A 23,672-nucleotide genomic window follows, 5' to 3' on the forward strand; every position below is an offset into this window, starting at 1 on the left:
TCTTATTGTTTTTCAATCTTGCATTCTTTCGTTTTTGTTTTAATTATATACAGCCCGTTTGGCTGATTTGATAAATCGATATCTCCAGCATAAATTCCTTTCATTAGGAGTTTATTATTGGCTGAGTAGACTCGTATTTCCTCCTCTGCATTTCCTGTCACATTAATTCTCCCGGTGGTTGGATTTGGATACGCATGCAGTTGATTGTCTCCTTCTTCCAGATCAATAGTCCCGACTCTTGGTGTATTTACCACCAAAGAACAAGGCAATATCGTCTCAACAGCTAGATCATTGGCAGCAATTTTTGCAGCCGACAAACGATCTCTGTAAGACTGAATGGTTGAACTGAACGCAGGATTATTTATCTGATTGGTCAGTTCTAACGGATCATTGACCAAATCGAAAAATTCTTCTGTCGTACTACTACAGCCCGAATACAAGTATTTATACTGCAAATCCCATAGTCCATGAATGTAAGGTAGATCCTGGTACTGATTCTCCGTTGTGTAGAACGAATGGTAATAAATTTCATTCACCGTAGCAGTATGATTTGCTAGATTTCTCAGTGAATATCCATCCATACCAAACGTATTCGGTATACCAACAGCATCGAGAATTGTTGTTGGGATATCGATATTTCTTACCAAATCTGTAACGATTGTCCCAGGTGCAAACCAAGCAGGGTAGCGTACAAACAATGGCAGTTTTACCGATGGCTCATAAGCGATACGCTTCATATTGTAGTGATGCTCACCATACATGTAGCCATTATCTGAGCTGAAAATGATTATAGTATTGTCGAGTTTGCCTGTAGCGGTAAGCTCATCTAGTATCCTGCCAATATTGTAATCAAGTTCGGCGATCACAGCATAGGTATCGTAGTACTGCTCCTGTAGTTCACTTCCCACAGCATAGTTTTTGCCTGGTGGCAAAAGGTATGACCAAGACGCGTAATTTTGCGTATACTTTGCCGTGTCCGGCTTTAATTGCAATGGGAAACTGCGGTATATATCGTATATCGATGTATAGGCAAAAGGGGTATGGGGTGCCTTGTAGGGAAGGTATAGATAGAATTGACTGTTCACGTTATGGATGCGATCAATCGCGGCGTCGGTTATGAAATTACTGCTCAGTCCTGTCACTTTTATGCTTGGTCCATCTGAATTAATATTCACATTCTTCTTTGTGGCTTCGTCGTTCGACAACACTTCATACCAATAGTCCCAATCTCCGTCTGCATACGCCTGAATTTCGTGGTTTTTCCCGATCAATCCTGTGTAAATTCCACTTTCACGAAGGATTTTGGGCACTCTTGGTAGGGTTTTATCAAACTGAGCTTGTTTTGAGTTATCAGTGACATGATGAACGTTCGCACGCCGTCCTGTTAACAAGGTTGCTCGCGTGGGAGCACATAGCGAATATTGGCTATAGCAGTTAGTAAATTTCGCTCCCTCATTTGCTATTCGATCAATATTGGGAGTTTGAAAGAAGGATGCAGCACCATTACAACTGAACCAATCATACCTGGAATCATCCAAAAGGATAAATATAACGTTTGGATGGGGAATGCCACCAGTGGTGGTAAATGTAGTAATCGATGTCCAATTAGCTTCAATAGCTGTATCACAGCTATTTATTCTGACCTGGTACATCGTGCCTACTACTAATCCTGTTAGGTTTATGCTTGTGCCTCCAGATAGTATGGTCCATGGAGTTGTTCCAATTGGTCTATATTCCACAAATGCATTTGGGTTACATGCAGCTGACCATGCAACTGTTGCAGACGTGTTGGTAATATTACTTACCTGCACATTTGAAGGCAGACTGCAGGCAAGCGTTGTGGTATTCTTGCCGTTTTGTGTAGCCCCAGGGGTACTGTCGGCGCAAAATCCTTGCAATTTGAACGCATACTGGGTGTCTCCGATAAGTCCTGTCACTATATACGTGGTTACATTACCTACGTTTACAATTGTCCAATTTCCATTGGGATTAATTTTTCGATAACTTAATTCATAATAAGTGGCATTTGCCACCGTGTTCCAGTTAACCGTAACTGAACATTCAGTTACATTGGTCAGTGTTTTAACTGCAACGGGTCCTGGCGGTGTGCATACTGCCATTGAAAAGTTAAAGGGGATAGTGACTGAAATCACTATCGCCAAGAAGAAGGTGAGGATCTTTTTCATAGGTGTAGGTTTTTGGTTTTTTATTCGTTTTTTAAAAAATGCCTTGGATCTATTTAAGCATTTATTGTATTTTTTTACAATTATGGATTTCTATTGTTTAGTTTTTTAGGTAAAAATTGATATGTTTTACTCGTTTTGTATCTATTTTTCGATTAAAGTAAAGAATTTTATAAAGTCTGCTAAAACTACACATATTTACTGTATATTTGTCAATGTTTAATCTCTAAAATATCCTTATAAAATAAGGATATTTTTCATTTGACACACTACAAAAATGTTGTCTAACTATTGACTTCTTGTGTCAAACATGCTAGTATATGGGCATCTCCAAAAGTCTATTGTCTTATGGAGTTTTTTAATTAGAGGCCGAAGTTCGGCTATACCGATATGACGTTTGATGGAGCAAAACCATCAGTTATGGGTAAAAACATACTTATACGCTCTCTACAGTCATTTGTCGTTATTCCTATTTTGGCGACAAACTTTGCCACTTTCCCACTAGTTAGTACAAAGCTTCCTACTGTAGCAGTATCAATGTCCGAAGAAATTAGGCTCCTTGATGAAAAGTCCACTGATAACAAACAGGAGGAACGTATCATTAAGGCCAAACAGATTGACAATTATTTTCTCGATAACGGCATGAAGCCACTAGTTGGCTATGGTATGAAGATGGTTCTTGCTGCTGAAGCAAACGACATTGATTCATATCTATTGCCTGCGATTGCAGTTCGTGAATCTACGGGCGGTATACATGCTTGTAAAAGCGTGCCGAACAATGCCTGGGGATGGCATTCCTGTAAGCGTGGTTTCAAATCTTATAATGAAGCAATCGATACGATTGCCAAGCATTTGGGTGGAAACATGACGACAACAGCAAAGTACTACGAAAATAAAACAACTATTCAAATTCTCGAAAGTTATAATCCTCGTTCAATCGTACCTCGGTACCCTGAACAAGTGATGAATATTATGAAGAATATTGAAACACATACAACTCAAGAAGCCTAATAAAAGGGAAAAGCGCAATCAGTGATTGCGCTTTTTTCTTTTGTTGCTATCGCCATTGGCCACTAGCATGACTCGGTGTGAAGAGTTCGCCTTGGTTGACTCGTTCAATACCTCCGGAAGTCTTGATGAGCTCTTTTTCATGGAGGCAGCCCCCAATAAATTTCTCAAGCATGTCCCTATTTTCTGTAGGATGGTCGTTTAAGAATTGCTCCTGCAAATGCTTGTATTCAGGGATCGCATTAAATACAACCTCTACTTCCTTTGCCCAGGATAGATGAATAATTGTATTAGTTTGCTTCTTCCTTCTGCTGATGAGGCTCATGAAGTCTCGAACCGTATAAGATGAGCGAGCTTCACTATTCCAGACCAAGAATGCTGCAAGGGGGTAAAAAATACGCATAGGATTTGTCAAATCTTTTATGTATCTTGCAAAATTCAATTGGAACTGTCCAATGCTTTCATTTGCAGAAGAAATCTGCAAATGGTTTCTGCTTTCGCTTTTGCATATTGCCGTTATTATCTTTTTTACGGCTTCATCAGGGGGAACCCCCTTAACTTTTTCAGCAAACTCGGACTTTAGTACAAAGTACAAGGTGCCGACAATGCTATGCCAAGAACTTAACGTTTGTTTCATAACAAAGTGCTTTAGTTTGTCTAATTATACAAAGTTTATACCCTTTGTCAAAAAAGCTTATACTGTAAGGTTATTTTCTATGCTTACTCTATTGACTTATTGATATGTATTTGGTATAATGATACCAAATATAAAACTCTTTTTAAATTCATAAAAACAAAAACATAACAGAATGAAAACAAGAATTCTCTTTATTTTTGCTATCGCTAGTATCCTTTTCAGTTCATGTGGGCTTTTCAAAAAAGCTGACAAAACTCCTGAAGAAAAAAAACAGGATACACTGACCGTTAAGATGGTCAGCAATGAACCAGGGGGGCTGAATTTAATCCCTCAAAGAATCAAAGATTCAACTCAGTTTTATTTAAGCTCTAGCATTGAATTATTTGCAGTTGACACCGGTTATGATGTAAAGGTTGAGGGAGTTATCAATGTCTATGCTCGTCCAGAAATGTATCGGAATTTTAAAGCCGGTAAACCAGGGCTGGCAAAAGACCTGAGTGGAACACAGCCTGATTATATTTTGGATGTTTTATTTGATACTCTAAAATCTGATCATGATAAGTTTTTAAACTTTGAAAGTGATGATAAGGGGTATCGATTTATTGATGACTATGGAGATGCTTCTGATAGTATTATCTATTATGATGGTCGTGAGTTTCGTTACAGATTCGATACACTACCATATTTGATAGTTAAGCCAAACTTTCATTCCGCACCGGTAGACAGAAAGGAAGCATCTGGTGTTTTGTTTGGACAATCTACAGAACCTTCAGCATCCGCACCGTTAGCATCTCCTAATACTACTGTGAAAAAAGATTCAGTTACAAAAACGAATCCAACAGTTTCTGGAAAAGGAGGATTGCCAAGTAGAAATGGAAGCGTTTCCACAGATACAGTCGCATTAAATATCACTTTCACCCCAGGTAAATTAAATGCTCAAGGAGGAAGGGAGGGGATTGTAAGCTGGGATAAAAAATTGATTGGTGCAACATATAAACTTATAGTTTATTATGAGCAAGAAAATTTGTCACAAGCTGATAATATTACCGGCTCCGCATCGCCAATTATATTAACTCCAGGGTTTACTTATACTCTGAAAGTTATAGGAAAAGATGCAACGGGCAAAATTATTGCACAAGGTAAAAAAATTATAACCTTGTGATTAATTGAAGTGTTCAAAACCGCGACATATGTTGCGGTTTTTTTTATTTTCTATACGAGAAAAAGTAGTATAAGAATACCTACAATAATTCGATAGATCCCGAAACCTATGAACGTGTGATTTTTGATGAAGTTCAAGAATACTTTGATGGCGATAAGTGCTGTGACAAATGACGTTATAAAGCCTACAGAGAGTAGTAGGTATTCATTGGTTGTAAAAGCAAACCCAGTCTTCATCAGGTCAAACCCTGTCGCTGCGGCCATAGTAGGTATGGCGAGTAGGAATGAAAATTCTACTATCGTTTCTCGTGGAATGCCGAGAATAAGTCCACCAATAATTGTTGCGCCTGACCGTGATACGCCAGGAATGACAGCGAGGGTTTGGAAAATTCCTACGAGTCCAGCGCGCTTATACGTAATAGCATTTTCGAGTCTCATGCTGTTTCGCCAATATAGCTCGAGAGCTATCATGATGATGCCGCCGACAAGGAGTGCAGTAGCGACAATCATGATGTTTCCAAGAAGAAAACTTTTGATAAAAGGGTAGAGGACAAAGCCGATGATTGCAGTAGGGATAAATGCAAATGCGACTTTTTTGAATGTTGGCACATTTGCCAATATTTTCTTGAGATAAAGTACAACAACAGCCAGAATTGCGCCGAGCTGAATAATAATATCGAAACTTTTGACGAACTCGGTTTCAGGAATGTTCAGAATATGATTGGCAATAATGAGATGACCAGTGGATGATATTGGGAGAAATTCTGTTATTCCTTCGATGATGCCTAGAATAAATGCTTGAAATACGTGCATGTGAGTTAATTCGCGAACATGCTATAGATAAATTTTACGACTGGATCAATATCAGGTCCGTAGACAATAGCGGCGCCTAATGAGCCAGTGATCGTGATAAGTGCAAGGCCTATAATAGCAAGTGGTACAAGAAAAAATCTTTTCCAGAAATAATTTTTGATTTTTAGCACTCTATTCCAAATAGAAATGAGTCGAGGAGATTTGTCACCTAGTGGTGCATATCGTTCTATGAGGGTTATGAGGTACAGGAGTGCGATGAAGCCGTAGATATAGGATGCAGCATTAGCAAAGGTCGAATGTGTCTCGACGAGATTGTGAATACTTGAACTATTGCCAAGTGCTTCTTCTGCCATTTCGCCGGTTTTAAGTGTCACCAGTGAGGAGAGGCTACCAATGATGATAAATGTTGCTTTAATCGCAAATGCAGGCCGTGACCGCTGAAATCGTCTCCATGGCAGAATTTCGAGTAGGGTAAAGATGGTAAATAAGGCTATAGGGAAGTGCACAAAAAGGGGGTGTATGTTTGACATAGGTCAATTATACCATGTAAAGTAAAGGTTTTTAAGTTATATATGGCACTCTAAACAGTTGACTTTTTCATATATATGTGATATGATACAAGTCTAAGTTCTTCTCACAAAAAAATAATCTACTATGAAAAAATACTTCAGTCAGTTTCTCACCTTATCTTTTTTCGGATTTTTACTGCTTACTACTGCATGTCACAAACCAGTGCCTTCGAGCATATCAAATCCACTTAATTGGCAATTTCGCATTTTTGATGCCAGGCCTGTACAATTTATTAACTCCACAGATCAGGGAGTAAATATGTACATGAGCTTTTTCCAAGCTCAGCCACCATTAAATATGAATTTTGAGTTCATTAATTCAGGCGGGGGGATTGCAGCAAATGAGCAACCTTATCTTGGAAATGAATTGATCCCAGGATCATATGGATATCACCGTAAAGTTACCACATTGCAATTTGCAAACAGTGATACACTTCGTATCACCGAGCAACGCAAGTTTGCTCTTGATGTGTACAATGGCGACTATGATCTTCTTGATGGAAGAACATATATGCCATCCTGGGAAAAAAGAGCTGCTTTTGTTTTACAGAGTGCATTTGATAATGGGATTTATTTTGTAATCGTCAAAGAAGAAAAAACGGCATTTTTCCGTACAACAAGCGGTGACTTAATTCATCCAGTTGTATATGATTTACAAAATCCTCCTGATATCGCTGTAGATTCAAATGGTAATGCAGAGGAGCTTGATTCACTTGGTAATCCAGTGATCCTTTATCATGAAAGAATTACTGTTGAAATGATTGATAGCATCGCTGCCATTCAGGAGAAGCAGCAAAATATTGTCTTAGACTAAGCCATAGTTAAAAGACAAATATCGCACCCAATTTATTAGGGTGCGATTTTTATTTTCTCCATTCTGTTATAGCACTTGCTTGTTGTTCAAATTGAGTTGCTTTTGCAAATTGTTGGATTTGGGAATTGGTAAAAAGTGTAGTGTGTGGTGATTCATCGAGTGCTGTACCGATATCCCACAGGTCTTCGTCGCTTGTGACCCACGATGGATCAAGTTTTGATACATCAAAAGGTTTCGAGTAACTCCGCAGTGTTTTACTACCTGTTGCGTCTGTGTACTCGTGAAAGTACGACATGACGAGTTCACGGATAGTTGTGTACACCGCTTCGCGAAATCTGAGTACAGGATAGTTGGTTTTACTAATTGCTCCCCAGCATGTCCCAGCTTTAAAGAGTGCAACAACATGATCTACATCTTTGCGGCTAGCTTTAAGATCAAGTATGAGTGGTTTATGTCCATGGTAAGCAAGTGCAAGTGCGGCAAATAGTGCACCTTCAATACAGTGGGCTTTTTTATTTTTCATTACTAAACGAGGGGAATATAGTGTCTCATCAAAATTTTGTGGAATAGTATTGAGCCAGTTTTGAATTTTCTTGGGTGTATTGAGCTCTTTAAGAAGGGCAAGCTCAGTCTTGGTGAGGTCTTTAAACATAGTGCCAGTATATGCTAGTATGGTTTTTTATGGAATATATAAAAACTAAGTATCCGAATGTTAAAGTAAAACGATCCGGTCACGGCGGGCTCGGGCTTTTTGCCGAGGAGTTGATTGAGAAAAATAGGGACATCATAGAATACGTAGGGGAGATTATTACCGCCAAAGAAGCTGATGAAAGTAAGGGTAAATACTTGTTTGAACTCAATAGTAAGTTTACACTCGATGGCAAATCACGCACTAATATTGCTCGCTACATTAATCATTCATGTCTGCCGAATGCCGAAGCTGATGTCATAAAGATGAAGATTATAATTTCAGCCAAGCGAACAATACTTTCTAGTGAAGAAATCACCTATGATTATGGCAAGGAATATTTTGATGAATTTATTAAGCCACATGGATGTAAGTGTGGTTTCTGCGATGGTCAGGGCAAGATACGTAGTAAAAAGTAGAAAGATATAGCAGGTGCTATATCTTTCTCTGGTTTTTTTCATGACCTCTGTATGACAGTTTTTACTTCGCGTCCCTGGTTGCTTCAGCAAGCTTTTTGGCCGCATTAGCTTCTTCTTGTTTTTGCTTGGCTAATAGCTCTTGAGCTTTAATTTCAGCCTGACGAGCGTCTTCTGTTTTTTCACGTGCTTGGTCAACGTCTTTTTGTGCTTGTGTTGTATCTGTCATAAATGTATATATTACGCTAATAAATCGCCCTGTGACATATACAATTGACGAATATTAGTCTCATTCGTGACACTAGCGAGTAGTCATGTATTTATCGAGTACATACGTACATGAAGCGCCAATGAAAAATATTTGAGCAGAATAAAATAACCAAAGGAGCAGTGCAATAAACGATCCAACGACGCCATACAGAGAAATATTGGCAAAGTGAGCAATAAAAAAACTAATCAATAATTCGCCAAAAATAAAAAGTATGGCTGTGACTACAGAGCCACGTAGTATGGCTCCCCATGAGAATTTTTCTTTTGGCACAATGCGATAAATAGCTGCAAAGAAACATGCTAATAATAATATTGATAGGATATAGCCAGCGACTTGGTAAGCGGTTAGTGAAATAGCCCCCACAACGACAATTTTACCAAGTATTGAAAAGAAAATGTTTGCTAGTATTGCTGCAGTAACAAATAAGCCAAGCAGTGGCAATAGTGCAAGTACGAGAAAATGATTTTTTAATTCTTTGAATATGTTTCTTTTGTTATGAGTTTTTGTAATGACGGTTTTGGTATCCCAAAGTATATCAAGCGACGTATAAAGCGAATTTAAAAGTGCTGTGACACCAAGGATGATAGATACAAAACTAATTGCTATACCAACAAATGTTGTATTTGAAGTTGCGGCTGTCATTACACTCGAAATGAATGTGGCTGTTTTTTCTCCAACTGCATGCGTGAGATAGCTAAGGAGACTGGCTTCAACGATGGCTTGGTTAAAAAAGAAGCTTGCAAATGAAAGTATGACGATAAAAAGCGGCACTATAGAAAATGCGGCATAGTAGGAAAGTGCTGCAGACATCCGTCCAGGTTTGTGGCTTGACCAGTGTACGAGAGTTTTTTTTACCAGTTGTTTGTAGTTAAACACTTTTTTATTTGGCGGAGTAATAGTGGTTATTGGTTCCATGTACCAAGGATACGCTATATTATCTTTGTAGACAATATGATTTCATGAGTGCTACACTAAACCCTATGGTTATATTTATTGGCTTTCTGGCATTTTTGGCGACATACCTTGGCGGGGTATTTGCACTAAAGTTCAAGGATAAATTACATCTTATTTTAGGATTTAGTGCTGGGGCAGTAATAGCGGTTGCTTTTTTTGATCTGATACCTGAGGCTGTAGAACTGGGGGAGGCATTCTATAGTATCCCAACAATGCTATCGATAACTGCGGTTGGATTTTTTGGGTTTATGATTCTTGACCGATTCGTTATATTTCACAGTCATGATGAACATGTACACGAACATGCTGGTTCAACAAAACGTGGACTCTTGGGCGCGGGTAGTCTTTCCATTCACAGTTTTCTTGATGGACTTCTTGTCGGTCTCGCTTTTCAAGTTTCAAGTGCGGTGGGGCTCGTTGTTACGAGTGCTGTCTTGGTGCATGATTTCTCAGATGGTATTAATACAGTTAATCTTATTTTAAAAAACAATGGCAATGTCCAAGAAGCAAAAAAATGGCTCATGATAGATGCACTCGCACCTATTGCTGGAGTTGTAGCGACACTTTTCTTTACACTTCCGCAAAATATTTTAGGGATTATCTTGGCAGTATTCTCGGGTTTCTTTCTCTATATCGGAGCAAGTGATTTATTGCCAGAAAGTCATCACAATCATCCAACAATCTGGACAACGATTGCAACACTTGTTGGTGCTGGGGTACTTTTCAGTGCAATACAAGTGGCAGGCATCTAAGTGTGAATTTAATAGCTAGAAAATCCTTAGGTAGCTATGCTATGCTCTTTGTATGCAGGAATCAATTATTACAATTAAAAACCTTACGAAATCATTCAAAGATGTCAATGTACTAACAGGAATTGATCTAGAAGTCGCTTCTGGAACGATGCTGGCCCTTCTTGGGCCTAACGGTGCTGGTAAAACAACCATAGTACGGATTTTAAGTACGCTTCTCACCCCAGATTCAGGACAAGTACGTATTGCAGGATTTGATGTAGTTGCCGAACCTGACCAGGTTCGCTCCTCAATTGGTCTTACGGGTCAGTATGCAGCTGTTGATGAATTTCTAAGTGGGGAAGAGAATTTGATTATGATGGGACGTCTCTACCATCTCTCAAAAGTAGATGCCAAGAAACGCGCAGCAGAGTTACTGGCTGAATTTGATCTCGTTGAGGCCAAAGATCGCAGTGCCAAGACATATTCAGGCGGCATGCGACGACGACTTGACCTCGCATTGTCACTCATCGCGACACCTCCTATCCTTTTTCTTGATGAACCAACGACTGGACTTGATCCACGTAGTCGAATTAAAATTTGGGAAATTATCAAAAAGCTTTTAGCACAGGGGACAACGATACTTTTGACGACGCAATACCTAGAGGAAGCAGACAAACTGGCGGACAAGATTGCTGTGCTTGATCATGGCAAAATCATAGCCTACGGCACAGCAGATGAACTCAAGCAGAAGGCTGGCAAAGAGAGACTAGAGATAGTTATAGAAAAAGAAAGTAATTTCAAAGAAGCACTACGGACAGTTGAAGGTAGTGGTAAGCAGACTAATGAAGATGAACGTCGCATTAGTATTGAAACTGACGGAACAGTTGCGAGTGTTAAAAAAGTACTCGACATACTCGAGCAATCACATATAGAAGTTGAAACACTGTCATTACACAAACCAACGCTTGATGATGTGTTTTTGAAATTAACTGGTCATGCTGCCGATGTACCTCAAGCAGAAAAATAATATGTCTACTACAATGATACAAACAAATAAAAAATCTGGTTCTAAGCTATATTTCGCTTTCTCTGATACGAGAGTTTTGGTTGGACGAAGTCTCAAACATATTTTCAAAAATCTTGATCAATTGCTCTCGATTATTATTTCGCCGATTATGTTCATGCTCTTGTTCCGGTATGTTTTCGGTGGAGCTATTGCCACAGGGGAGACTACGTACGTAAACTATTTAGTTGCGGGTATTTTAGTGCAGACTGCAGCATTCGGTGCGCTCACGACATCGCTCTCTGTCGCCAATGATTTAAAGCAAGGCATCATCGAGCGATTGAAAACATTACCGATCGTGAGCTCGGGTGTTCTGATGGGACACGTTATTGCTGACTTGGTGAGGAATATATTGTCATCGATCGTTATGATAGGGATTGCGCTTGTTGTTGGTTTTCGGCCAAATGCATCATTTGTTGAATGGCTACAGATTCTCGGTATTCTCCTACTCTTTACATTTGCCATCTCATGGCTCTCAGCTATCATGGGGCTTCTTGCAAAGACAGTTGAGGCAGTGCAATGGCTTGGCTTCGTAGCTATATTCCCGCTAACTTTTGCATCGAGCGCATTTGTACCGACGACTGGCATGCCCAAAGGGCTTAAATTCTTTGCTGAAAATCAACCAATCACCCATGTCATAGAAGCTATACGCTCACTCATGATCGGCACGCCGATAGGCAATCATGGCAAACTCGCAATTGCCTGGTGCGTTGGGTTTATCGTCATTGCAGTTCCACTCGCTTCATATCTCTTTAGAAAGCATAAAGGAAATAGATAGTTTTTTATATAGCTTCAAATGTATTGCAATCCGATAGACTGCCATTGGTAAAGCCTTTGGTAAACCAAGCAACACGATCGAGAGAAGATCCATGTGTCCACGTTTCTGGCCTCACTGCACCAGATTTGCTTTGGATGTTGTCATCTCCAACAGCTGCTGCTGCATCCAAAGCTTCTGTTATTTCTCCAGGTAAAAATACTCCAGCATCTTTGATTGAATATGCCCATAGGCCTGCAAAACAATCTGCCTGCAGTTCCAATTTAATTGATTGCATGTTAGCTTCGTCAGGGTTTATTTGCATTTCTTTGTCCATACTCTCTAGAATGCCTAATTCATTTTGGACGTGATGACCTACTTCATGTGCTATGACGTACGCTTGGGCTACATCACCCGTGTTAGCTCCATAACGCTTTTGGAGTTCATCAAAAAAAGTTTCATCGAGGTAGATAGTTTCATCGAGATTGCAGTAATGCGGTCCAATCGCAGTATCTGCACCGCCGCAATCTGAGGTGGTGTAATTTCGAAAGAGGACAAGACGTGGGGGAACGTAGGCTACGTTATTTTTAGCAAGTGTACTAGTCCACATATCATTAGTAGAACCGAGGACAGTTGAAGTAAAGATTTCATACGAATCCGCGCCTTCAAATTTTGAAGTATCAAGCGCACTCGGATTGACCTGGACGTTTTGCAATACTGACATGACATCAGATACGTTTATGTCACCACCGCTTAAAAGTTTTATAACAATTAGTGCTCCTATGCCGACAATACCGAGGCCACCTCCTCCAAATCGAAGCAGCGATCCACTGCCGCGGCGATCGTCTACGTTTCCTCGCGATAGAATTTTATTCCAGTTTGCCATAGATATTATTGATTAATAATAAGAGTTCGACGAATCTGATCAAATTCTTGGATTAGTGCATCTTTGTCAAATTCTGTGATCGTGCCTGGTTCATAATTTTCAAATGCACCGTAATGGATAAAGTATTTAACACCTATGCATGGATTTGTCCCTGGAAGAGCATAAACGGTTAGTTCGTAACGGTTGCCTGCAGCTGCGTCACTTATCGTACCAATAGAATATGTTATACCACTCTCTGTAGCTGTATATATAGTTGCGCCTTCGTACAGAAATAGTTTTGCAGTGCATTCGTTTGTTTGTGGAATTTGTTCAATGATAATGGATGAATCTTGACTTAGGTTCGTACCACTTACGATACTTGTTGGGATCTTGAATTCAGTGCCAAAAATTTTATCACCTGTATCGATCGAATCACTAGAGTACGAAGCATTAACAGTGTACCCCTCAGGATATCGAATTGAGAATCCTTGTTCGCTGTTCTTGTATATTTGCGAAAGATTGCTATCCGTGATTTCTGTTAATTCATTATTATTTGCATAAGGCTTAGTAGGGACTTGAGTGGCAATCAAGACTGCAACGATACCAAGGCTTATAAGAATACCCAAAAGCATAATATATTTTTTCATATACGTAGTATAAACAACTTCATCTATAAATAAAATCCCGCATCTAGTGCGGGATTTTATTATTTCTTCTTTCGTTTTGCTGCTTTCTTGGCGAGCATGACTTTCTTGACCGCCAATCGCTTCTTGGTCTTATGAGATCGTCGTGATTTTTTCTTTGGACTTAGTGTTGTTCCTCGTTTTGCCATATATGATGTTTATTTAATAAAAGTACCTACAGTATACTCTAAAACATACTAGGTATCAATTTATTTATTATCGAAAGCTTCTTGGAGTTTTGCTATGTCGATTTTCTTCATAGCAAGCATTGCCTGCATGGCCCTCCTATTAGCTTCACTGTCAGGACTCGTGAAAAATTGTTCCATTGAAGGGCAGACTTGCCAAGAGAACCCCCATTTGTCCTTGCACCAGCCACATTGACTCTCTTGTCCTTCTTTGGTAAACGCATTCCAATAGTGATCGATCTCTTCTTGAGTTTTACACTCAATCAAAAATGACATTGATTCATTGGGTTTGAAAAGTGATCCACCATCGAGACACATAAATGTCTGTCCCTCGAGCGTAAATACTCCGGTGAGGACTTTGCCATCCATGCCTGCCATCGGGCCTTCGGTAATGCCAGGAGGATAGTATTTAATCTTCACAACTTCGGACTCAGATTTTTTGCCAGGTGAAGTATTAAAGGTGGCAACGTAAAAGTCCATTGCTTCTTTTGCATCTTTGTCGAACCATAAAAACGGTGTGATTTTTTGCATATGCTCAGTATACCAAAAACTTGTACGACAATCGTAAAGTTGACTATAAAAAAATATAGTGTATAATTTTCTCAAATGTTTTTCATATGTACATAGAAATTTTTCCGACTAAAGACGCATGTCCAGCTGGATGTGTACGATGCCCTCTTTCTCGCCGAGTTGGCGCAGAACGGAGTGATCCAGTTGACTCCAATATCCTCACGTCATTTAAAGCCTTGGAAGAAATTCTTTTAAAAATCAATCATCCGTATGCGTTTATCTACGCAGGTCCAAGTGCGTCATTGAGTGAACACATCATTAGTCTGGTTCATGAACCACAATTGATAAAGACGCTACGCTATGCGTTTGATCCAAAAGATACAACCCCATTCGCGAAATTGCTGCAGGAAATAAAGAGTCAAGATACTCATATTCATGGCGCATTGCCTAACCTCGCACTTGAGGAACTCGCAGCGACGATTTATCCGAAAGATCCGTACAAGCTTTCTCTCCATGAAAGACGATTTACAACAAATCTATTTCAAATCATGAAAGAGTTTCACATCCTAGGGAAGAAACCGACCCTTAAAGTCGAGCTCCATGCCAATATGATTAAATTTCAAGAATTTGTAGATCGAATGCAATACTTTGAACGCAATGACTACAAAACATTTGATTCCATCGCTAATACTATAATTGAAAAACGAGGAAGTTTTCCTGATCTGATTCAAAAAAATTATTTAGTTACTTCCTGGCTTGGTCTTGCGTATGAAAGCTCGTTTGTTATAGCTTCCTTTATAAAAGATTACATGAAGTGGTATGTTGAAAATAGAATTATTGCACCGCAAACATATGGTGAAGAATGGACAAAGCTTATGATTGCAATTCATCAAGGTCAGCAGATCTTGATGGGGGATACTATCGTAAAGAAACCCGGCATCTCTTTTGCACCAGAAGGAGTAATGATTCAACATTCATCAATCTATGTCACTAATCCAGTCATCTGGATTTCGCATGAGGAATTTAGAGAACTCCTTTGTAAATATGGAACCAGTATTAAAGGAATCGGTGAAATGTCGAAGTTCATAATTGAAACTAATCTTGAATTTCTTAAAACCCAGCTCAGTTTGCCAGCATTCAAAACTTCAATACACATGTTCAGAGCTATGCGGCAAGAAAAGAAAGTCGAGTAAATGTAAAACCCTCCCCCAAAAAGAGGGTTTTTATTTTGTCGAGAAAAATAAATATAGTAGGTATTAATACCTACTTATTCACTTTAAACGACTTTCCACTTGCTTTTAGTGCTGTACGGAGTTTCGGAAGAGAACTTGGGCCCATACCATGCAATGTAAGTAATTTTTCTTCACTCCATTTTGCCAGTTCTGCAATGGTAGTAATGTGAGCATTTGCAAGTGCACGTTGGGCAGGTGCACTTAACATCTTAAAATCAGTTTTCTTTTTATCAAATAGATTAATTTTATAACATTTGCCTTTCTTGTCGTAGGTAATCCATTCTCCAACTTGTTTACCCATAACAAAATTTCCGGATCGCATTCTCGTACCATCCTTACGGAACCATTCCCAATACCCGTCGCTTATACCATCAACCATTTTTCCTTTGGCCCGGATACTGCCATCCCGGTGGTAAATCTTATTTTCTTTTAGATTTTTCTTTCTCCTCATTATATTTCATCCGCGCCTTAATTAATTTTTTAATAAGGGTGACGGGCAGTTTTTTATCTAATGGGAATTGAACAGTAGCTTTTGCTGTCTTGTAATCCTTCAATTCTTTTTTGTTCTCTGCAATGATTGGTGGGGGGATATACAACCCAATATGCTTTTTCGCGAATGCAAAATAGACTAACTGCTTTTTATAACTATAGTAGGGCATTCCATAGCTAAGACGTTCTTCAGCGGCGGGTGCTACTGTTGTAATGATTTTTCGCAGTTCTTTTAATTTTTCTCGCGTTTCTTTCGGGGCTAGCCTTACATAAGAATCAACATTTTTTGCTTGAATCATATCTTTTCGACATACGTTTTAAAATTCCCAAGTATTGCTTGCCAACCACTACGTTGCATGTCGAGTGGATTTTCATTTTCTGGATCAAATGTTTCAATAATTTTTACCCCGGCTGGAGTTTCAATAAATTCAATTTTCACATGTCGAGGTATTTCTTCATTTGGGGCTTTGTCCATATCGTACTCAATAAGTTCGTTAGGCACGACATTGGTGTAAGTGCCCATAAAGTCAAAACTAGCACTTCCGTCTTTGGCAGCCATTGTTGTTTTAAATGTGCCGCCAATGTGTAGATTATTTTCTGCGCTTGGTGCTTCCCAGTCCTCTGAAGCAAATGCCCACTTCGTGATGTGTTCTGGTACAGTCCAATACTCCCAAACTTTTTCTATAGATGCATTGATAGTTATTTCAACGGTAATTTTATCTGACATGTTAGTTATGAAATTTTAGGTAGATCACTTACAAATACTGGGTGAAGTTTGTGGTATGAGATGTACGAGAGTACAAGGACAACAAGTGCAATAACAGGTAAAGCAAGTGCGCTGGAAAAGCCGCCAACGATCCAAATGCTTATAAATGCACAGAGGAAGTCAATACCAAACCCAGCATATGCCCATTCTTTCACACGAGGAGGGACTTGAGGAATAATAAGGGCAAGTGAACCGAGGACTTTGAATACAACAATGACTGTCACGAAATATATCGGATAACCCAAACTAGCGATACCCGTGATAGACATTTCACTATGTCCGGTAAATGCTGACATGACACCTTCTAATAAAAAGATAAGCCCTGTGGTCACCCAAAAAATGATTTTATATTTTTTCATTTCTCTATAGTACCCCAGAATAATCTTTTGACAAACAAATATGAAGTAAGTGGACTCTCAACACTGCACAAGAAAGATTTAGGGAGTATACTTAGAATATATGAAATTACAAAAACCAGCATTTTTAATATTGCGATTGGGGATGGCTTTTATTTTTCTCTGGGCCTTTGCTGATAAATTATTTGGTCTTGGATTCGCCACGACCGCTGACCGGGCATGGCTTCATGGCGGTTCACCAACGACAGGATTTCTCATGAATGCCACCAAAGGTCCTTTTGCCGAGTTATTTCAATCCTTGGCAGGAGTTGGGATTGTCGACTGGCTGTTCATGCTTGGACTCCTGTTTGTCGGACTGACACTTGCATTAAACAAATTTGTGAAGTGGGGAAGTGTTGTCGGTTCAGTAATGCTCATTTTGATGTACCTTTCAGTATTGCCTCCAGAGAACAATCCGCTCATTGACGATCATATTATCTATATTATTATCCTATATCTTCTTGCTACACGAGCGTCTTTAGAACAAAATGAAAAAAGCTTATCTTGAAATACTCAGTGCTACTCTTTTTGTCACTGGGACTACTTTCTTTCTCTATACTTAACTTGCAGATGTCACATTATTTTGGGACAGGCAATTTGTCTTGAGTATTGCACTCGTCATTTGTTTGATAGTCGTCTCTGCAGGATATTTTCACCAAGGTTTGATTGTCCGAGCAAATCATAGTGCAGTCAATGTCTCACTTGTGCCTCAGTGTACCGTCTTTGCGGTGCGGTGTATCTTGTTTGTGAAGGGGATATACTACAAAGGTTTCTCACTTATCTTCGGGGCAGTCATGGTAAATTGTGGTGTGATTTTTAGTTTGTATCAGATCATTACCACGCGAATGAAAAATAAAGCTTAATTGTCTATTTTTTTTGGTGGCGATTTAAAAAATCTTCAATCATGGTTTCTTGTTCTTTTTGAAATTCTGGGCCACTGTGAGCCTCAAGATATCTACGCAAGAAACCAACTTCTGCTCGGAGAGCCATGATGATGCCTGTTTCTTCTCCAAATCGCTCACTTAATTCTTTTATAAATTCTGGGTAGGTCATATTGATATAGTAACAAAAATGTATTTGAACACACTTTTACAGCCTGGACAGAAGCACGGAAGGAAAGGAGAAGTATTAGATTTAGAATTTACTGTTGAGGTATTTACTCGCGACACTTAAGGCAAATGAAGGCAATATAATAAAGACGGTTGCAAAGAGAAGTCTAATCAACATCTCACTAGTAGGAGTATCTGGTGTATCGGGTCCGCCAGATGTCAACACAATTAAGATACCAATGATCCCAAACATAATAGATGAATAAATAAAGATTTTTGTAGCTATTTTTTGCATAATTTTAGTATACCAATTAAAACAGTATAAATCATTCTGAGGATTTGATAAGATAAGTGTATGACCAATATGCCACACATACTACCAGTGGATTTGAGAAAAGCACTTGCTTCCGTTCCGAAAGCTCTCGCTGTATGGAAAAATATTACACCACTCGCACGCAATGAGTGGATCTGCTGGGTTACGTCAGGTAAAAAAGCTGAGACGAGGAGTATTCGCATCGAGAAAGCACTCTCAAAGCTTGGGGGTGGTATGCGCCGACCGTGCTGTTGGGCTGGGTGTATGCATCGCTCTAAATAATTTAATACAGGAGACTGACTACTCCGCCTAGTTTTAGTGATTGTGTCACCACTTATTTCTTCTTAAATGAGAAAACTTCAATATTTTTGAGAAACCGTGTAGACTTTTTTATTACGCTTCTTCTGTTGTCTTTCCATCAAATTCATCTGTCGTATCTGCCTCACCATCGGCTTTTGTGGCGTGGACGACAGCATCTCTGTGATGTGGTGGCATGTAGAGGGTATAGAGTTTCATTGGTTCATCTCCAGTATTGATGAGATTATGTTTTGTTCCAGCTGGCACAATAATCCCACTGCCGTCAGTGATGTCCTCTGAAATGTCATTCAAAATGGCTTTACCATTTCCTTTTTCTACTCGTAGAAATTGATCTACATCGTGTATTTCTTCCCCGATAGCTTCATGTGGGAGAAGCGACATCAGCACAAGCTGGCAGTTTGTGCTCGTGTATAACACTTTGCGAAAAGTATCGTTTTCGAGTGACTGCTTCTCAATGTTTGTGACGTAGCCTTTCATATACCTATTGTAGCACAACATAGAGCTCTATAAGTCCAGTGTAGGGAGGAGAATTTTTCCAACCCTACTGGTAGTGAGATAAAAAATGCTAAAATGACTATATGAAGTCAATCCTCGCTATATGTATTCTTATCGCGTTTGCTACATTTGGTGGATTTGGCATGCTGGCTATAGCGGGAATGGACGGACACCACCATGAGCCAGGCTGTCCTTTTATGCCTGGTGAGCAGGCTATCTGCGACATGAATGCCTCGGACCATGTTACCGCATGGAAAAATGCGTTTACCGTTCCACTTCCGATGCTCTTCACATACTTCTTACTCGCAGTAGCAGTTTTATTTGTTTGGAAATATTACAGTCCTTCAGACCTCTTTGTTCGGCGACTTCTACCAAGTCGTAGAGATCTTGCATCAATCTCGCTCTACCAAGAATTGTTCTCAGGCGGTATTTTGAACCCTAAAGCCCCTTAATATTTTTAAGGATTTTATTAATATTTAATCTTTAAAACATTATGCAAAAAAATACAGCAATTATTATCGCAATCGTTACGCTTGTCGCAGGTCTTGGTATCGGATATCAATTAGGCGGAAGTAGGGGGTCGTTCGAAACAGCCAATCAAAACACTCCAGGTACTCACATGATGCCAAATGGCCAAATGATGGGTAATGGGGCAAGTATGAGTATGGCAGACATGATGACCAGTATGAATGCAGAGCTAGAAGGGAAGACAGGAGATCTATTCGACCAAGCATTTCTTGCTGAAATGATCGTCCATCACCAAGGTGCGGTAGAGATGGCGGAGCTTGCTCTTACCAATGCCAAGCATCAAGAGCTCAAGGATTTGGCAACCGGAATCATTTCTGCGCAGAATAAAGAAATTGCAGAAATGAAGTTGTGGCAAACTGATTGGTATAACCAGTAGAAGTGTAATGGGGTCTAAGCTATATCTGAACAAAGCACCACAATATATGGTGCTTTGTTTGATGCTCCCTCTGGTGGACAAGTTCAGAACCCTCAATTGGATTCAAATTAAAAGAGATTTAGAGTTTTCTAAAATTTTTGAGGTATTCCCAATGGTAGCACTTCAGAAATCATAATAAAAAAAAAGACCCGCCCAAGAGCAGGTCTTTTTAAAAGTCGATTTATAATTTTTCGGCAACAACCTTACCTTTCTCGGTCAGATAATAGTACCCTTTGTTGTCTAATTCTCCGAATGAGAAACCAATGAGTTTCATATCCCAGAGGTTGCCACATGGTGTTCCTGTAAATATTTTTTCTCGTTCATCGAGAGTAATATCTACATCGCCTTTCTTTTTAGTTTCTTTAATAATTTTTTCTTCAGCACTTGAGATTTGAATTGATAGTGTACTTTTTATTTGTTTGTGGAGGTTTTTTTCAATTATGATTGTTTTCATTTTTTACTTGATTGGTTTCCATAAACCCCAATAAAGGATCTCTGAAAACCAATCAAATACATGTGAAAGGGCAGTGCTGTTCATATAATACTTATAATATATGTATTTGTCAAACCTTGCTCCGAACATGGGTTGACTAAGGAAACCGAATTAATACACAGTCGGAAACTCAGCAACTGATTCATATTGATACGATGGCGAGGTGTAGTCGGGGAGTGCCTCCTCAAAAGTTTTACGCAGTACTAGGTAGGAGTTTTCACCTTTAGTTATCTTAAACCATTGTCCCAACCCAGCTGCATAGCACTGAATCTTGCTGGAACCCGCTACGATATCCGTATCTTCCTCTGAAGGAAGGATATCATTACAAGAACCATCGACCTCGTCAATTTCTTTTGAAAGCACCTTTCCATTGGCATTCATTGCATCCAAGAAAATTTTAGTACCTGGTATACCATCAAGATTTAAAGCGCCTTCTTGATATCGCCATGTAAAAGATACAAGTGGAGCTTGTTTTATAGTAGTAGATTTATATCCCCCTATGCCTACATAGGTAGCTATAGCTAATATCACAATCACGAGAACTATTGCAATTCTTTTCATAAAAAAAGTATAGCACAGGTTCAAATTCTTAGTTTTGGCAACAAAAAAACTTACAGACTAAGAGTACTTAATTGTCCGAACCTACTTGTTTATCCTTCAACAGGGGAGGATACTCGGAAAGTTTCCAAAACAAATTTAAAATAAAAGTCATTGACTTTATAAAATACTTTGCTATAATAATTTCAAACAAAAACTAAGCGTTATGGCAGAAAAAAACGGTTTGACCAATGTAAAATTGGTCGCATCTATTTTACGTGCTCTCAATCATAAGTTGAGACAGAGCATGATGGAATTAATGGAGAATAAGCCGGGAATCACCGTCACAGAAATATACGCCAAGTTGCACTTGGAACAGTCTGTGGCATCACAACATCTTGCTATCCTGCGACAGGCGGGAATTGTAAAGATCGAACGAGACAAGAAAATGATTCGCTATTCTTTAAACAAGGAGCGAATCAAAGAAATCGATTTGCTGCTTCAAAAAATTGTTGCAGGGCATAAGTCGATAACCAAAGCCTGAGTCAAAAAAGCATCCCAAAATACCGGGGTGCTTCTTCTTTTGTCAGACCTTCACCACATTCACAATGTTCACGTGCTCCGAATGTGAATGTTCGGAGAGTAATAATTGAAACTACTAGTTAAACAATAACAGTAAATTACCTTTATTTCTCAGCTAACTGCTTTAATGTTTCTAGGGCTTTTGGCCACATACCGTTAAACATATCCTTGTACTCATCTTTCACGTTAATGTCTATAATCAATTCAGTTCCACCATCTTTTTCCTTGAACGTGTAGTTTTCAAAATACAACTCATCAGGTCCATAGCTATTTTCCTTGCCCTGCATGATTTCACCCGAGTATTTGATAGAAATAAATTCACCTGGTCTGGATTCTTGTATTTTTCCGATCATCCCTGAAATAGTGCCATTTTTTTCCTTGCCTAAAAACTTAATATCACTTCCTTCATCCCAACCACCTTCAACATATGATTGTGCTGTGGGGTCAGGATTAAAAACTGATGTCCATTGCTTGTATGTTTCTTCGCCTAGCATTGTGTCCCAAACTTTTTGCTGAGGAGCATTGATATCAATTGTATAGTGTAAATGTTCCATATGTGTATTATTGATTATTCTAATAAAGTTATTATAACAAAACACCTGCTTTTAACAGATGTGTCTTGTTGGCTCCGAACCTGCTCGCCCGACCTCTGGTGGGGAGGATAATCAGAAGAGTTTGGCAAGGAAGTAAAAAAACCTGCTGGTGCAGGTTTTAAGCTAATCTTTAGCTAATGGTTAGTGATAGAGTACTACTTGTGGATCTGCTTTCTCAATTGCGCTGAAGATTATTGGAAGATGAGCTTTGTTCCAAAGTTTCTCTTCCAAAGAGAGTGCAATAGGGCCACTGTTCTGTATTTTGTTTAAGCAGCTCTGAAGTGTACTGATATCTTCTATTTCATTCTCTGCATGCAATTTGTAACAGACAATGCCATGGTAAGTATGGTCACTCTTCTTTATTTCAATGATCTCACCAAGTTTTCTCTGTCTAAAATAATTAAACTCTGGAACTATTTTAGTTTTAACAAGTAATCCTGCAAAACTACTCACTCCTTTTTTTGCGTAAAATTGGCTGCTTAAATCGTTGTATCCTGAGGGTGGGTACATATAGATACCATCTGTATTCAGGAGCACTGCAATGTCATGGCACCTAGTTGTGAGAATTGATTCGAGGGATACGTGTTTGAGTAGCATAGCTTTATTTATTGATTAGGAATGTGAAAAAACTATCTGGATATATACTACAATATCATTTTATTTAGTCAACTCATGCTCCAAGCTTGGGAGGATATTCGGAAGGGGATGGTAAAAATAAAAAGCCAACTAAATGAGTTGGCTTCTCTAATCATTTCCTTCTCAACAAAAAAGAAATTCCTTACACTTGTCTCTAACGGCTCTACAATGACTCATTTGTTTTAAGGTAGTGATAATTTCTAAATTTGGCTTATCTTTTTTGAGCAAAATGTTGACTGCGAAAAGAGCTTCTTCATCTGAATATTCATTATTTTTAGCCTTAGCTATCTTATATAGTTCATCATCGGACATTTTTTTGATTTGCCTTTTCTTCTGTTCATTTTGTACTTCAGTGGCAAGATTTTTTAGCTCTTCATCAGTCATGGTTTTTGTTTCTTTCATTTTATTACGTATTGAATTGGTTCCCACAAAAGCCAGAAGCTTCTCTGGAAACCAATCAAATACCATGTGAAAGGGCAGTGCTGTTCTCTACATTACTACGATATTGTTTTTTGTCAAACCTTCC

General features: G+C 39.0%; 35 protein-coding genes. 13 read left to right on the forward strand and 22 right to left on the reverse strand.

All coding sequences use genetic code 11. The features are described 5' to 3' along the window. Positions 1-2: 2 nt before the first annotated feature. Complete coding sequence (locus IPF86_02800) at positions 3-2,186, reverse strand: sulfatase-like hydrolase/transferase (protein QQR49989.1); 2,184 nt, start codon at positions 2,184-2,186, stop codon at positions 3-5. A gap of 387 nt (positions 2,187-2,573) precedes the next feature. On the opposite strand from IPF86_02800, the gene IPF86_02805 reads away from it, so the two are divergent. Further along, positions 2,574-3,194, forward strand: a complete 621-nt coding sequence (locus IPF86_02805) for a hypothetical protein (GenBank protein QQR49990.1) — start codon at positions 2,574-2,576, stop codon at positions 3,192-3,194. Between the two features lie 46 nt (positions 3,195-3,240). Here IPF86_02805 and IPF86_02810 read toward each other — a convergent pair whose 3' ends face one another. Beyond that, positions 3,241-3,828, reverse strand: a complete 588-nt coding sequence (locus tag IPF86_02810; protein QQR49991.1) for a hypothetical protein — start codon at positions 3,826-3,828, stop codon at positions 3,241-3,243. A gap of 172 nt (positions 3,829-4,000) precedes the next feature. On the opposite strand from IPF86_02810, the gene IPF86_02815 reads away from it, so the two are divergent. Further along, complete coding sequence (locus IPF86_02815; GenBank protein ID QQR49992.1) at positions 4,001-4,990, forward strand: hypothetical protein; 990 nt, start codon at positions 4,001-4,003, stop codon at positions 4,988-4,990. Between the two features lie 50 nt (positions 4,991-5,040). Here the strand turns inward: IPF86_02815 and uppP are convergent, their stop codons facing one another. Then, positions 5,041-5,802 (reverse strand): undecaprenyl-diphosphatase UppP, encoded by a 762-nt coding sequence (gene uppP / locus IPF86_02820; GenBank protein ID QQR49993.1) that lies wholly within the window; start codon positions 5,800-5,802, stop codon positions 5,041-5,043. Positions 5,803-5,807: 5 nt separating this feature from the next. Beyond that, positions 5,808-6,332, reverse strand: coding sequence for a hypothetical protein (locus IPF86_02825; GenBank protein ID QQR49994.1), 525 nt, complete (start codon positions 6,330-6,332; stop codon positions 5,808-5,810). A gap of 124 nt (positions 6,333-6,456) precedes the next feature. Between IPF86_02825 and IPF86_02830 the strand changes: the two genes are divergently transcribed. Next, positions 6,457-7,185, forward strand: a complete 729-nt coding sequence (locus tag IPF86_02830) for a hypothetical protein (GenBank protein QQR49995.1) — start codon at positions 6,457-6,459, stop codon at positions 7,183-7,185. Between the two features lie 49 nt (positions 7,186-7,234). Here IPF86_02830 and IPF86_02835 read toward each other — a convergent pair whose 3' ends face one another. Then, the gene (locus IPF86_02835; GenBank protein QQR49996.1) at positions 7,235-7,837 is read right to left on the reverse strand and encodes a hypothetical protein; all 603 of its coding nucleotides are present in this window, start codon (positions 7,835-7,837) and stop codon (positions 7,235-7,237) included. Positions 7,838-7,866: 29 nt separating this feature from the next. Between IPF86_02835 and IPF86_02840 the strand changes: the two genes are divergently transcribed. Beyond that, positions 7,867-8,292: an SET domain-containing protein gene (locus IPF86_02840; protein ID QQR49997.1), complete on the forward strand. Its 426-nt coding sequence runs from the start codon at positions 7,867-7,869 to the stop codon at positions 8,290-8,292. A 61-nt stretch (positions 8,293-8,353) separates the two neighbouring features. On the opposite strand, the gene IPF86_02845 is transcribed toward IPF86_02840, so the two are convergent. Both IPF86_02845 and IPF86_02850 read right to left on the reverse strand, forming a co-directional pair. Further along, entirely contained in the window at positions 8,354-8,518 is a 165-nt protein-coding gene (locus IPF86_02845; GenBank protein ID QQR49998.1) for a hypothetical protein, read from the reverse strand. 72 nt (positions 8,519-8,590) lie between these two features. Continuing rightward, positions 8,591-9,475: a YihY/virulence factor BrkB family protein gene (locus IPF86_02850; GenBank protein QQR49999.1), complete on the reverse strand. Its 885-nt coding sequence runs from the start codon at positions 9,473-9,475 to the stop codon at positions 8,591-8,593. A gap of 65 nt (positions 9,476-9,540) precedes the next feature. On the opposite strand from IPF86_02850, the gene IPF86_02855 reads away from it, so the two are divergent. Genes IPF86_02855 through IPF86_02865 form a run of 3 tightly spaced genes read left to right on the forward strand, consistent with a single transcriptional unit; the run spans position 9,541 to position 12,086 of the window. Next, positions 9,541-10,266 carry a ZIP family metal transporter gene (locus IPF86_02855; protein ID QQR50000.1) on the forward strand — a complete coding sequence of 242 codons (726 nt, stop codon included), beginning with the start codon at positions 9,541-9,543 and terminating at the stop codon, positions 10,264-10,266. Between the two features lie 52 nt (positions 10,267-10,318). After that, positions 10,319-11,272 carry an ATP-binding cassette domain-containing protein gene (locus IPF86_02860; GenBank protein ID QQR50001.1) on the forward strand — a complete coding sequence of 318 codons (954 nt, stop codon included), beginning with the start codon at positions 10,319-10,321 and terminating at the stop codon, positions 11,270-11,272. Between the two features lies 1 nt (position 11,273). Then, positions 11,274-12,086: an ABC transporter permease gene (locus IPF86_02865; protein QQR50002.1), complete on the forward strand. Its 813-nt coding sequence runs from the start codon at positions 11,274-11,276 to the stop codon at positions 12,084-12,086. A gap of 4 nt (positions 12,087-12,090) precedes the next feature. Here IPF86_02865 and IPF86_02870 read toward each other — a convergent pair whose 3' ends face one another. From IPF86_02870 to IPF86_02880, 3 genes are all read right to left on the reverse strand, one after another. Then, on the reverse strand, positions 12,091-12,948 hold the full coding sequence (locus tag IPF86_02870; protein QQR50003.1) for a neutral zinc metallopeptidase: 858 nt from the start codon (positions 12,946-12,948) through the stop codon (positions 12,091-12,093). A gap of 5 nt (positions 12,949-12,953) precedes the next feature. Further along, positions 12,954-13,574: a hypothetical protein gene (locus IPF86_02875; protein ID QQR50004.1), complete on the reverse strand. Its 621-nt coding sequence runs from the start codon at positions 13,572-13,574 to the stop codon at positions 12,954-12,956. A 245-nt stretch (positions 13,575-13,819) separates the two neighbouring features. Beyond that, the gene (locus IPF86_02880; GenBank protein QQR50005.1) at positions 13,820-14,326 is read right to left on the reverse strand and encodes a VOC family protein; all 507 of its coding nucleotides are present in this window, start codon (positions 14,324-14,326) and stop codon (positions 13,820-13,822) included. An 86-nt stretch (positions 14,327-14,412) separates the two neighbouring features. Here IPF86_02880 and IPF86_02885 point away from each other — a divergent pair, with 86 nt between their 5' ends. Then, complete coding sequence (locus IPF86_02885) at positions 14,413-15,498, forward strand: hypothetical protein (protein QQR50006.1); 1,086 nt, start codon at positions 14,413-14,415, stop codon at positions 15,496-15,498. A gap of 70 nt (positions 15,499-15,568) precedes the next feature. On the opposite strand, the gene IPF86_02890 is transcribed toward IPF86_02885, so the two are convergent. The 4 genes from IPF86_02890 to IPF86_02905 all read right to left on the reverse strand — a co-directional run bounded on the left by IPF86_02890 (position 15,569) and on the right by IPF86_02905 (position 17,151). After that, positions 15,569-15,859 (reverse strand): hypothetical protein, encoded by a 291-nt coding sequence (locus IPF86_02890; GenBank protein QQR50699.1) that lies wholly within the window; start codon positions 15,857-15,859, stop codon positions 15,569-15,571. 97 nt (positions 15,860-15,956) lie between these two features. Next, positions 15,957-16,325 (reverse strand): DUF1801 domain-containing protein, encoded by a 369-nt coding sequence (locus IPF86_02895; GenBank protein ID QQR50007.1) that lies wholly within the window; start codon positions 16,323-16,325, stop codon positions 15,957-15,959. Next, on the reverse strand, positions 16,322-16,753 hold the full coding sequence (locus tag IPF86_02900) for an SRPBCC domain-containing protein (protein ID QQR50008.1): 432 nt from the start codon (positions 16,751-16,753) through the stop codon (positions 16,322-16,324). The genes IPF86_02895 and IPF86_02900 overlap by 4 nt, the downstream gene beginning before the upstream one ends. A 5-nt stretch (positions 16,754-16,758) precedes the next feature. Beyond that, positions 16,759-17,151, reverse strand: a complete 393-nt coding sequence (locus tag IPF86_02905; protein ID QQR50009.1) for a DoxX family protein — start codon at positions 17,149-17,151, stop codon at positions 16,759-16,761. A 100-nt stretch (positions 17,152-17,251) separates the two neighbouring features. On the opposite strand from IPF86_02905, the gene IPF86_02910 reads away from it, so the two are divergent. Next, positions 17,252-17,695 carry a hypothetical protein gene (locus tag IPF86_02910; protein ID QQR50010.1) on the forward strand — a complete coding sequence of 148 codons (444 nt, stop codon included), beginning with the start codon at positions 17,252-17,254 and terminating at the stop codon, positions 17,693-17,695. Between the two features lie 359 nt (positions 17,696-18,054). Here the strand turns inward: IPF86_02910 and IPF86_02915 are convergent, their stop codons facing one another. Both IPF86_02915 and IPF86_02920 read right to left on the reverse strand, forming a co-directional pair. Further along, positions 18,055-18,240, reverse strand: a complete 186-nt coding sequence (locus IPF86_02915) for a hypothetical protein (protein QQR50011.1) — start codon at positions 18,238-18,240, stop codon at positions 18,055-18,057. A gap of 81 nt (positions 18,241-18,321) precedes the next feature. Continuing rightward, on the reverse strand, positions 18,322-18,531 hold the full coding sequence (locus IPF86_02920) for a hypothetical protein (GenBank protein ID QQR50012.1): 210 nt from the start codon (positions 18,529-18,531) through the stop codon (positions 18,322-18,324). Positions 18,532-18,591: 60 nt separating this feature from the next. Between IPF86_02920 and IPF86_02925 the strand changes: the two genes are divergently transcribed. Beyond that, on the forward strand, positions 18,592-18,831 hold the full coding sequence (locus IPF86_02925) for a YdeI/OmpD-associated family protein (protein QQR50013.1): 240 nt from the start codon (positions 18,592-18,594) through the stop codon (positions 18,829-18,831). A 111-nt stretch (positions 18,832-18,942) separates the two neighbouring features. Here the strand turns inward: IPF86_02925 and IPF86_02930 are convergent, their stop codons facing one another. After that, positions 18,943-19,344, reverse strand: a complete 402-nt coding sequence (locus IPF86_02930) for a cupin domain-containing protein (GenBank protein ID QQR50014.1) — start codon at positions 19,342-19,344, stop codon at positions 18,943-18,945. A gap of 101 nt (positions 19,345-19,445) precedes the next feature. Between IPF86_02930 and IPF86_02935 the strand changes: the two genes are divergently transcribed. Together IPF86_02935 and IPF86_02940 are read left to right on the forward strand one after the other, a co-directional pair. Further along, the gene (locus tag IPF86_02935) at positions 19,446-19,814 is read left to right on the forward strand and encodes a hypothetical protein (protein QQR50015.1); all 369 of its coding nucleotides are present in this window, start codon (positions 19,446-19,448) and stop codon (positions 19,812-19,814) included. A 41-nt stretch (positions 19,815-19,855) separates the two neighbouring features. Next, positions 19,856-20,266, forward strand: coding sequence for a DUF305 domain-containing protein (locus tag IPF86_02940; GenBank protein QQR50016.1), 411 nt, complete (start codon positions 19,856-19,858; stop codon positions 20,264-20,266). A 220-nt stretch (positions 20,267-20,486) separates the two neighbouring features. Here the strand turns inward: IPF86_02940 and IPF86_02945 are convergent, their stop codons facing one another. Then, complete coding sequence (locus IPF86_02945) at positions 20,487-20,759, reverse strand: hypothetical protein (protein ID QQR50017.1); 273 nt, start codon at positions 20,757-20,759, stop codon at positions 20,487-20,489. Between the two features lie 150 nt (positions 20,760-20,909). Beyond that, on the reverse strand, positions 20,910-21,359 hold the full coding sequence (locus IPF86_02950; GenBank protein ID QQR50018.1) for a hypothetical protein: 450 nt from the start codon (positions 21,357-21,359) through the stop codon (positions 20,910-20,912). Positions 21,360-21,561: 202 nt separating this feature from the next. Here IPF86_02950 and IPF86_02955 point away from each other — a divergent pair, with 202 nt between their 5' ends. Then, positions 21,562-21,879 (forward strand): helix-turn-helix transcriptional regulator, encoded by a 318-nt coding sequence (locus IPF86_02955; protein QQR50019.1) that lies wholly within the window; start codon positions 21,562-21,564, stop codon positions 21,877-21,879. A 142-nt stretch (positions 21,880-22,021) separates the two neighbouring features. Here IPF86_02955 and IPF86_02960 read toward each other — a convergent pair whose 3' ends face one another. The 3 genes from IPF86_02960 to IPF86_02970 form a co-directional block, all read right to left on the reverse strand. Next, positions 22,022-22,471 carry an SRPBCC domain-containing protein gene (locus tag IPF86_02960; GenBank protein QQR50020.1) on the reverse strand — a complete coding sequence of 150 codons (450 nt, stop codon included), beginning with the start codon at positions 22,469-22,471 and terminating at the stop codon, positions 22,022-22,024. A 180-nt stretch (positions 22,472-22,651) separates the two neighbouring features. Then, complete coding sequence (locus IPF86_02965) at positions 22,652-23,107, reverse strand: hypothetical protein (protein ID QQR50021.1); 456 nt, start codon at positions 23,105-23,107, stop codon at positions 22,652-22,654. Between the two features lie 162 nt (positions 23,108-23,269). Next, on the reverse strand, positions 23,270-23,548 hold the full coding sequence (locus IPF86_02970; protein ID QQR50022.1) for a hypothetical protein: 279 nt from the start codon (positions 23,546-23,548) through the stop codon (positions 23,270-23,272). Positions 23,549-23,672 lie beyond the last annotated feature (124 nt).

The organism is Candidatus Nomurabacteria bacterium (assembly GCA_016699085.1).
Classification (GTDB): domain Bacteria; phylum Patescibacteriota; class Minisyncoccia; order Phycocordibacterales; family UBA9973; genus CAZLWF01.

Coding starts and splice junctions, on each gene's coding strand:
- IPF86_02915 (QQR50011.1), bottom strand. CDS start 18,240: ATGACCTACCCAGAATTTATAAAAGAATTAAGTGAGCGATTTGGAGAA.
- IPF86_02970 (QQR50022.1), bottom strand. CDS start 23,548: ATGAAAGAAACAAAAACCATGACTGATGAAGAGCTAAAAAATCTTGCC.
- IPF86_02845 (QQR49998.1), bottom strand. CDS start 8,518: ATGACAGATACAACACAAGCACAAAAAGACGTTGACCAAGCACGTGAA.
- IPF86_02840 (QQR49997.1), top strand. CDS start 7,867: ATGGAATATATAAAAACTAAGTATCCGAATGTTAAAGTAAAACGATCC.
- IPF86_02825 (QQR49994.1), bottom strand. CDS start 6,332: ATGTCAAACATACACCCCCTTTTTGTGCACTTCCCTATAGCCTTATTT.
- IPF86_02965 (QQR50021.1), bottom strand. CDS start 23,107: ATGCTACTCAAACACGTATCCCTCGAATCAATTCTCACAACTAGGTGC.
- IPF86_02910 (QQR50010.1), top strand. CDS start 17,252: ATGAAATTACAAAAACCAGCATTTTTAATATTGCGATTGGGGATGGCT.
- IPF86_02900 (QQR50008.1), bottom strand. CDS start 16,753: ATGTCAGATAAAATTACCGTTGAAATAACTATCAATGCATCTATAGAA.
- IPF86_02920 (QQR50012.1), bottom strand. CDS start 18,531: ATGCAAAAAATAGCTACAAAAATCTTTATTTATTCATCTATTATGTTT.
- IPF86_02875 (QQR50004.1), bottom strand. CDS start 13,574: ATGAAAAAATATATTATGCTTTTGGGTATTCTTATAAGCCTTGGTATC.
- IPF86_02850 (QQR49999.1), bottom strand. CDS start 9,475: ATGGAACCAATAACCACTATTACTCCGCCAAATAAAAAAGTGTTTAAC.
- IPF86_02945 (QQR50017.1), bottom strand. CDS start 20,759: ATGAAAACAATCATAATTGAAAAAAACCTCCACAAACAAATAAAAAGT.
- IPF86_02930 (QQR50014.1), bottom strand. CDS start 19,344: ATGAAAGGCTACGTCACAAACATTGAGAAGCAGTCACTCGAAAACGAT.
- IPF86_02940 (QQR50016.1), top strand. CDS start 19,856: ATGCAAAAAAATACAGCAATTATTATCGCAATCGTTACGCTTGTCGCA.
- IPF86_02950 (QQR50018.1), bottom strand. CDS start 21,359: ATGAAAAGAATTGCAATAGTTCTCGTGATTGTGATATTAGCTATAGCT.
- IPF86_02810 (QQR49991.1), bottom strand. CDS start 3,828: ATGAAACAAACGTTAAGTTCTTGGCATAGCATTGTCGGCACCTTGTAC.
- IPF86_02865 (QQR50002.1), top strand. CDS start 11,274: ATGTCTACTACAATGATACAAACAAATAAAAAATCTGGTTCTAAGCTA.
- IPF86_02955 (QQR50019.1), top strand. CDS start 21,562: ATGGCAGAAAAAAACGGTTTGACCAATGTAAAATTGGTCGCATCTATT.
- IPF86_02935 (QQR50015.1), top strand. CDS start 19,446: ATGAAGTCAATCCTCGCTATATGTATTCTTATCGCGTTTGCTACATTT.
- IPF86_02885 (QQR50006.1), top strand. CDS start 14,413: ATGTACATAGAAATTTTTCCGACTAAAGACGCATGTCCAGCTGGATGT.
- uppP (QQR49993.1), bottom strand. CDS start 5,802: ATGCACGTATTTCAAGCATTTATTCTAGGCATCATCGAAGGAATAACA.
- IPF86_02855 (QQR50000.1), top strand. CDS start 9,541: ATGGTTATATTTATTGGCTTTCTGGCATTTTTGGCGACATACCTTGGC.
- IPF86_02860 (QQR50001.1), top strand. CDS start 10,319: ATGCAGGAATCAATTATTACAATTAAAAACCTTACGAAATCATTCAAA.
- IPF86_02925 (QQR50013.1), top strand. CDS start 18,592: ATGACCAATATGCCACACATACTACCAGTGGATTTGAGAAAAGCACTT.
- IPF86_02835 (QQR49996.1), bottom strand. CDS start 7,837: ATGTTTAAAGACCTCACCAAGACTGAGCTTGCCCTTCTTAAAGAGCTC.
- IPF86_02880 (QQR50005.1), bottom strand. CDS start 14,326: ATGCAAAAAATCACACCGTTTTTATGGTTCGACAAAGATGCAAAAGAA.
- IPF86_02830 (QQR49995.1), top strand. CDS start 6,457: ATGAAAAAATACTTCAGTCAGTTTCTCACCTTATCTTTTTTCGGATTT.
- IPF86_02905 (QQR50009.1), bottom strand. CDS start 17,151: ATGAAAAAATATAAAATCATTTTTTGGGTGACCACAGGGCTTATCTTT.
- IPF86_02890 (QQR50699.1), bottom strand. CDS start 15,859: ATGCGATCCGGAAATTTTGTTATGGGTAAACAAGTTGGAGAATGGATT.
- IPF86_02895 (QQR50007.1), bottom strand. CDS start 16,325: ATGATTCAAGCAAAAAATGTTGATTCTTATGTAAGGCTAGCCCCGAAA.
- IPF86_02805 (QQR49990.1), top strand. CDS start 2,574: ATGACGTTTGATGGAGCAAAACCATCAGTTATGGGTAAAAACATACTT.
- IPF86_02800 (QQR49989.1), bottom strand. CDS start 2,186: ATGAAAAAGATCCTCACCTTCTTCTTGGCGATAGTGATTTCAGTCACT.
- IPF86_02815 (QQR49992.1), top strand. CDS start 4,001: ATGAAAACAAGAATTCTCTTTATTTTTGCTATCGCTAGTATCCTTTTC.
- IPF86_02960 (QQR50020.1), bottom strand. CDS start 22,471: ATGGAACATTTACACTATACAATTGATATCAATGCTCCTCAGCAAAAA.
- IPF86_02870 (QQR50003.1), bottom strand. CDS start 12,948: ATGGCAAACTGGAATAAAATTCTATCGCGAGGAAACGTAGACGATCGC.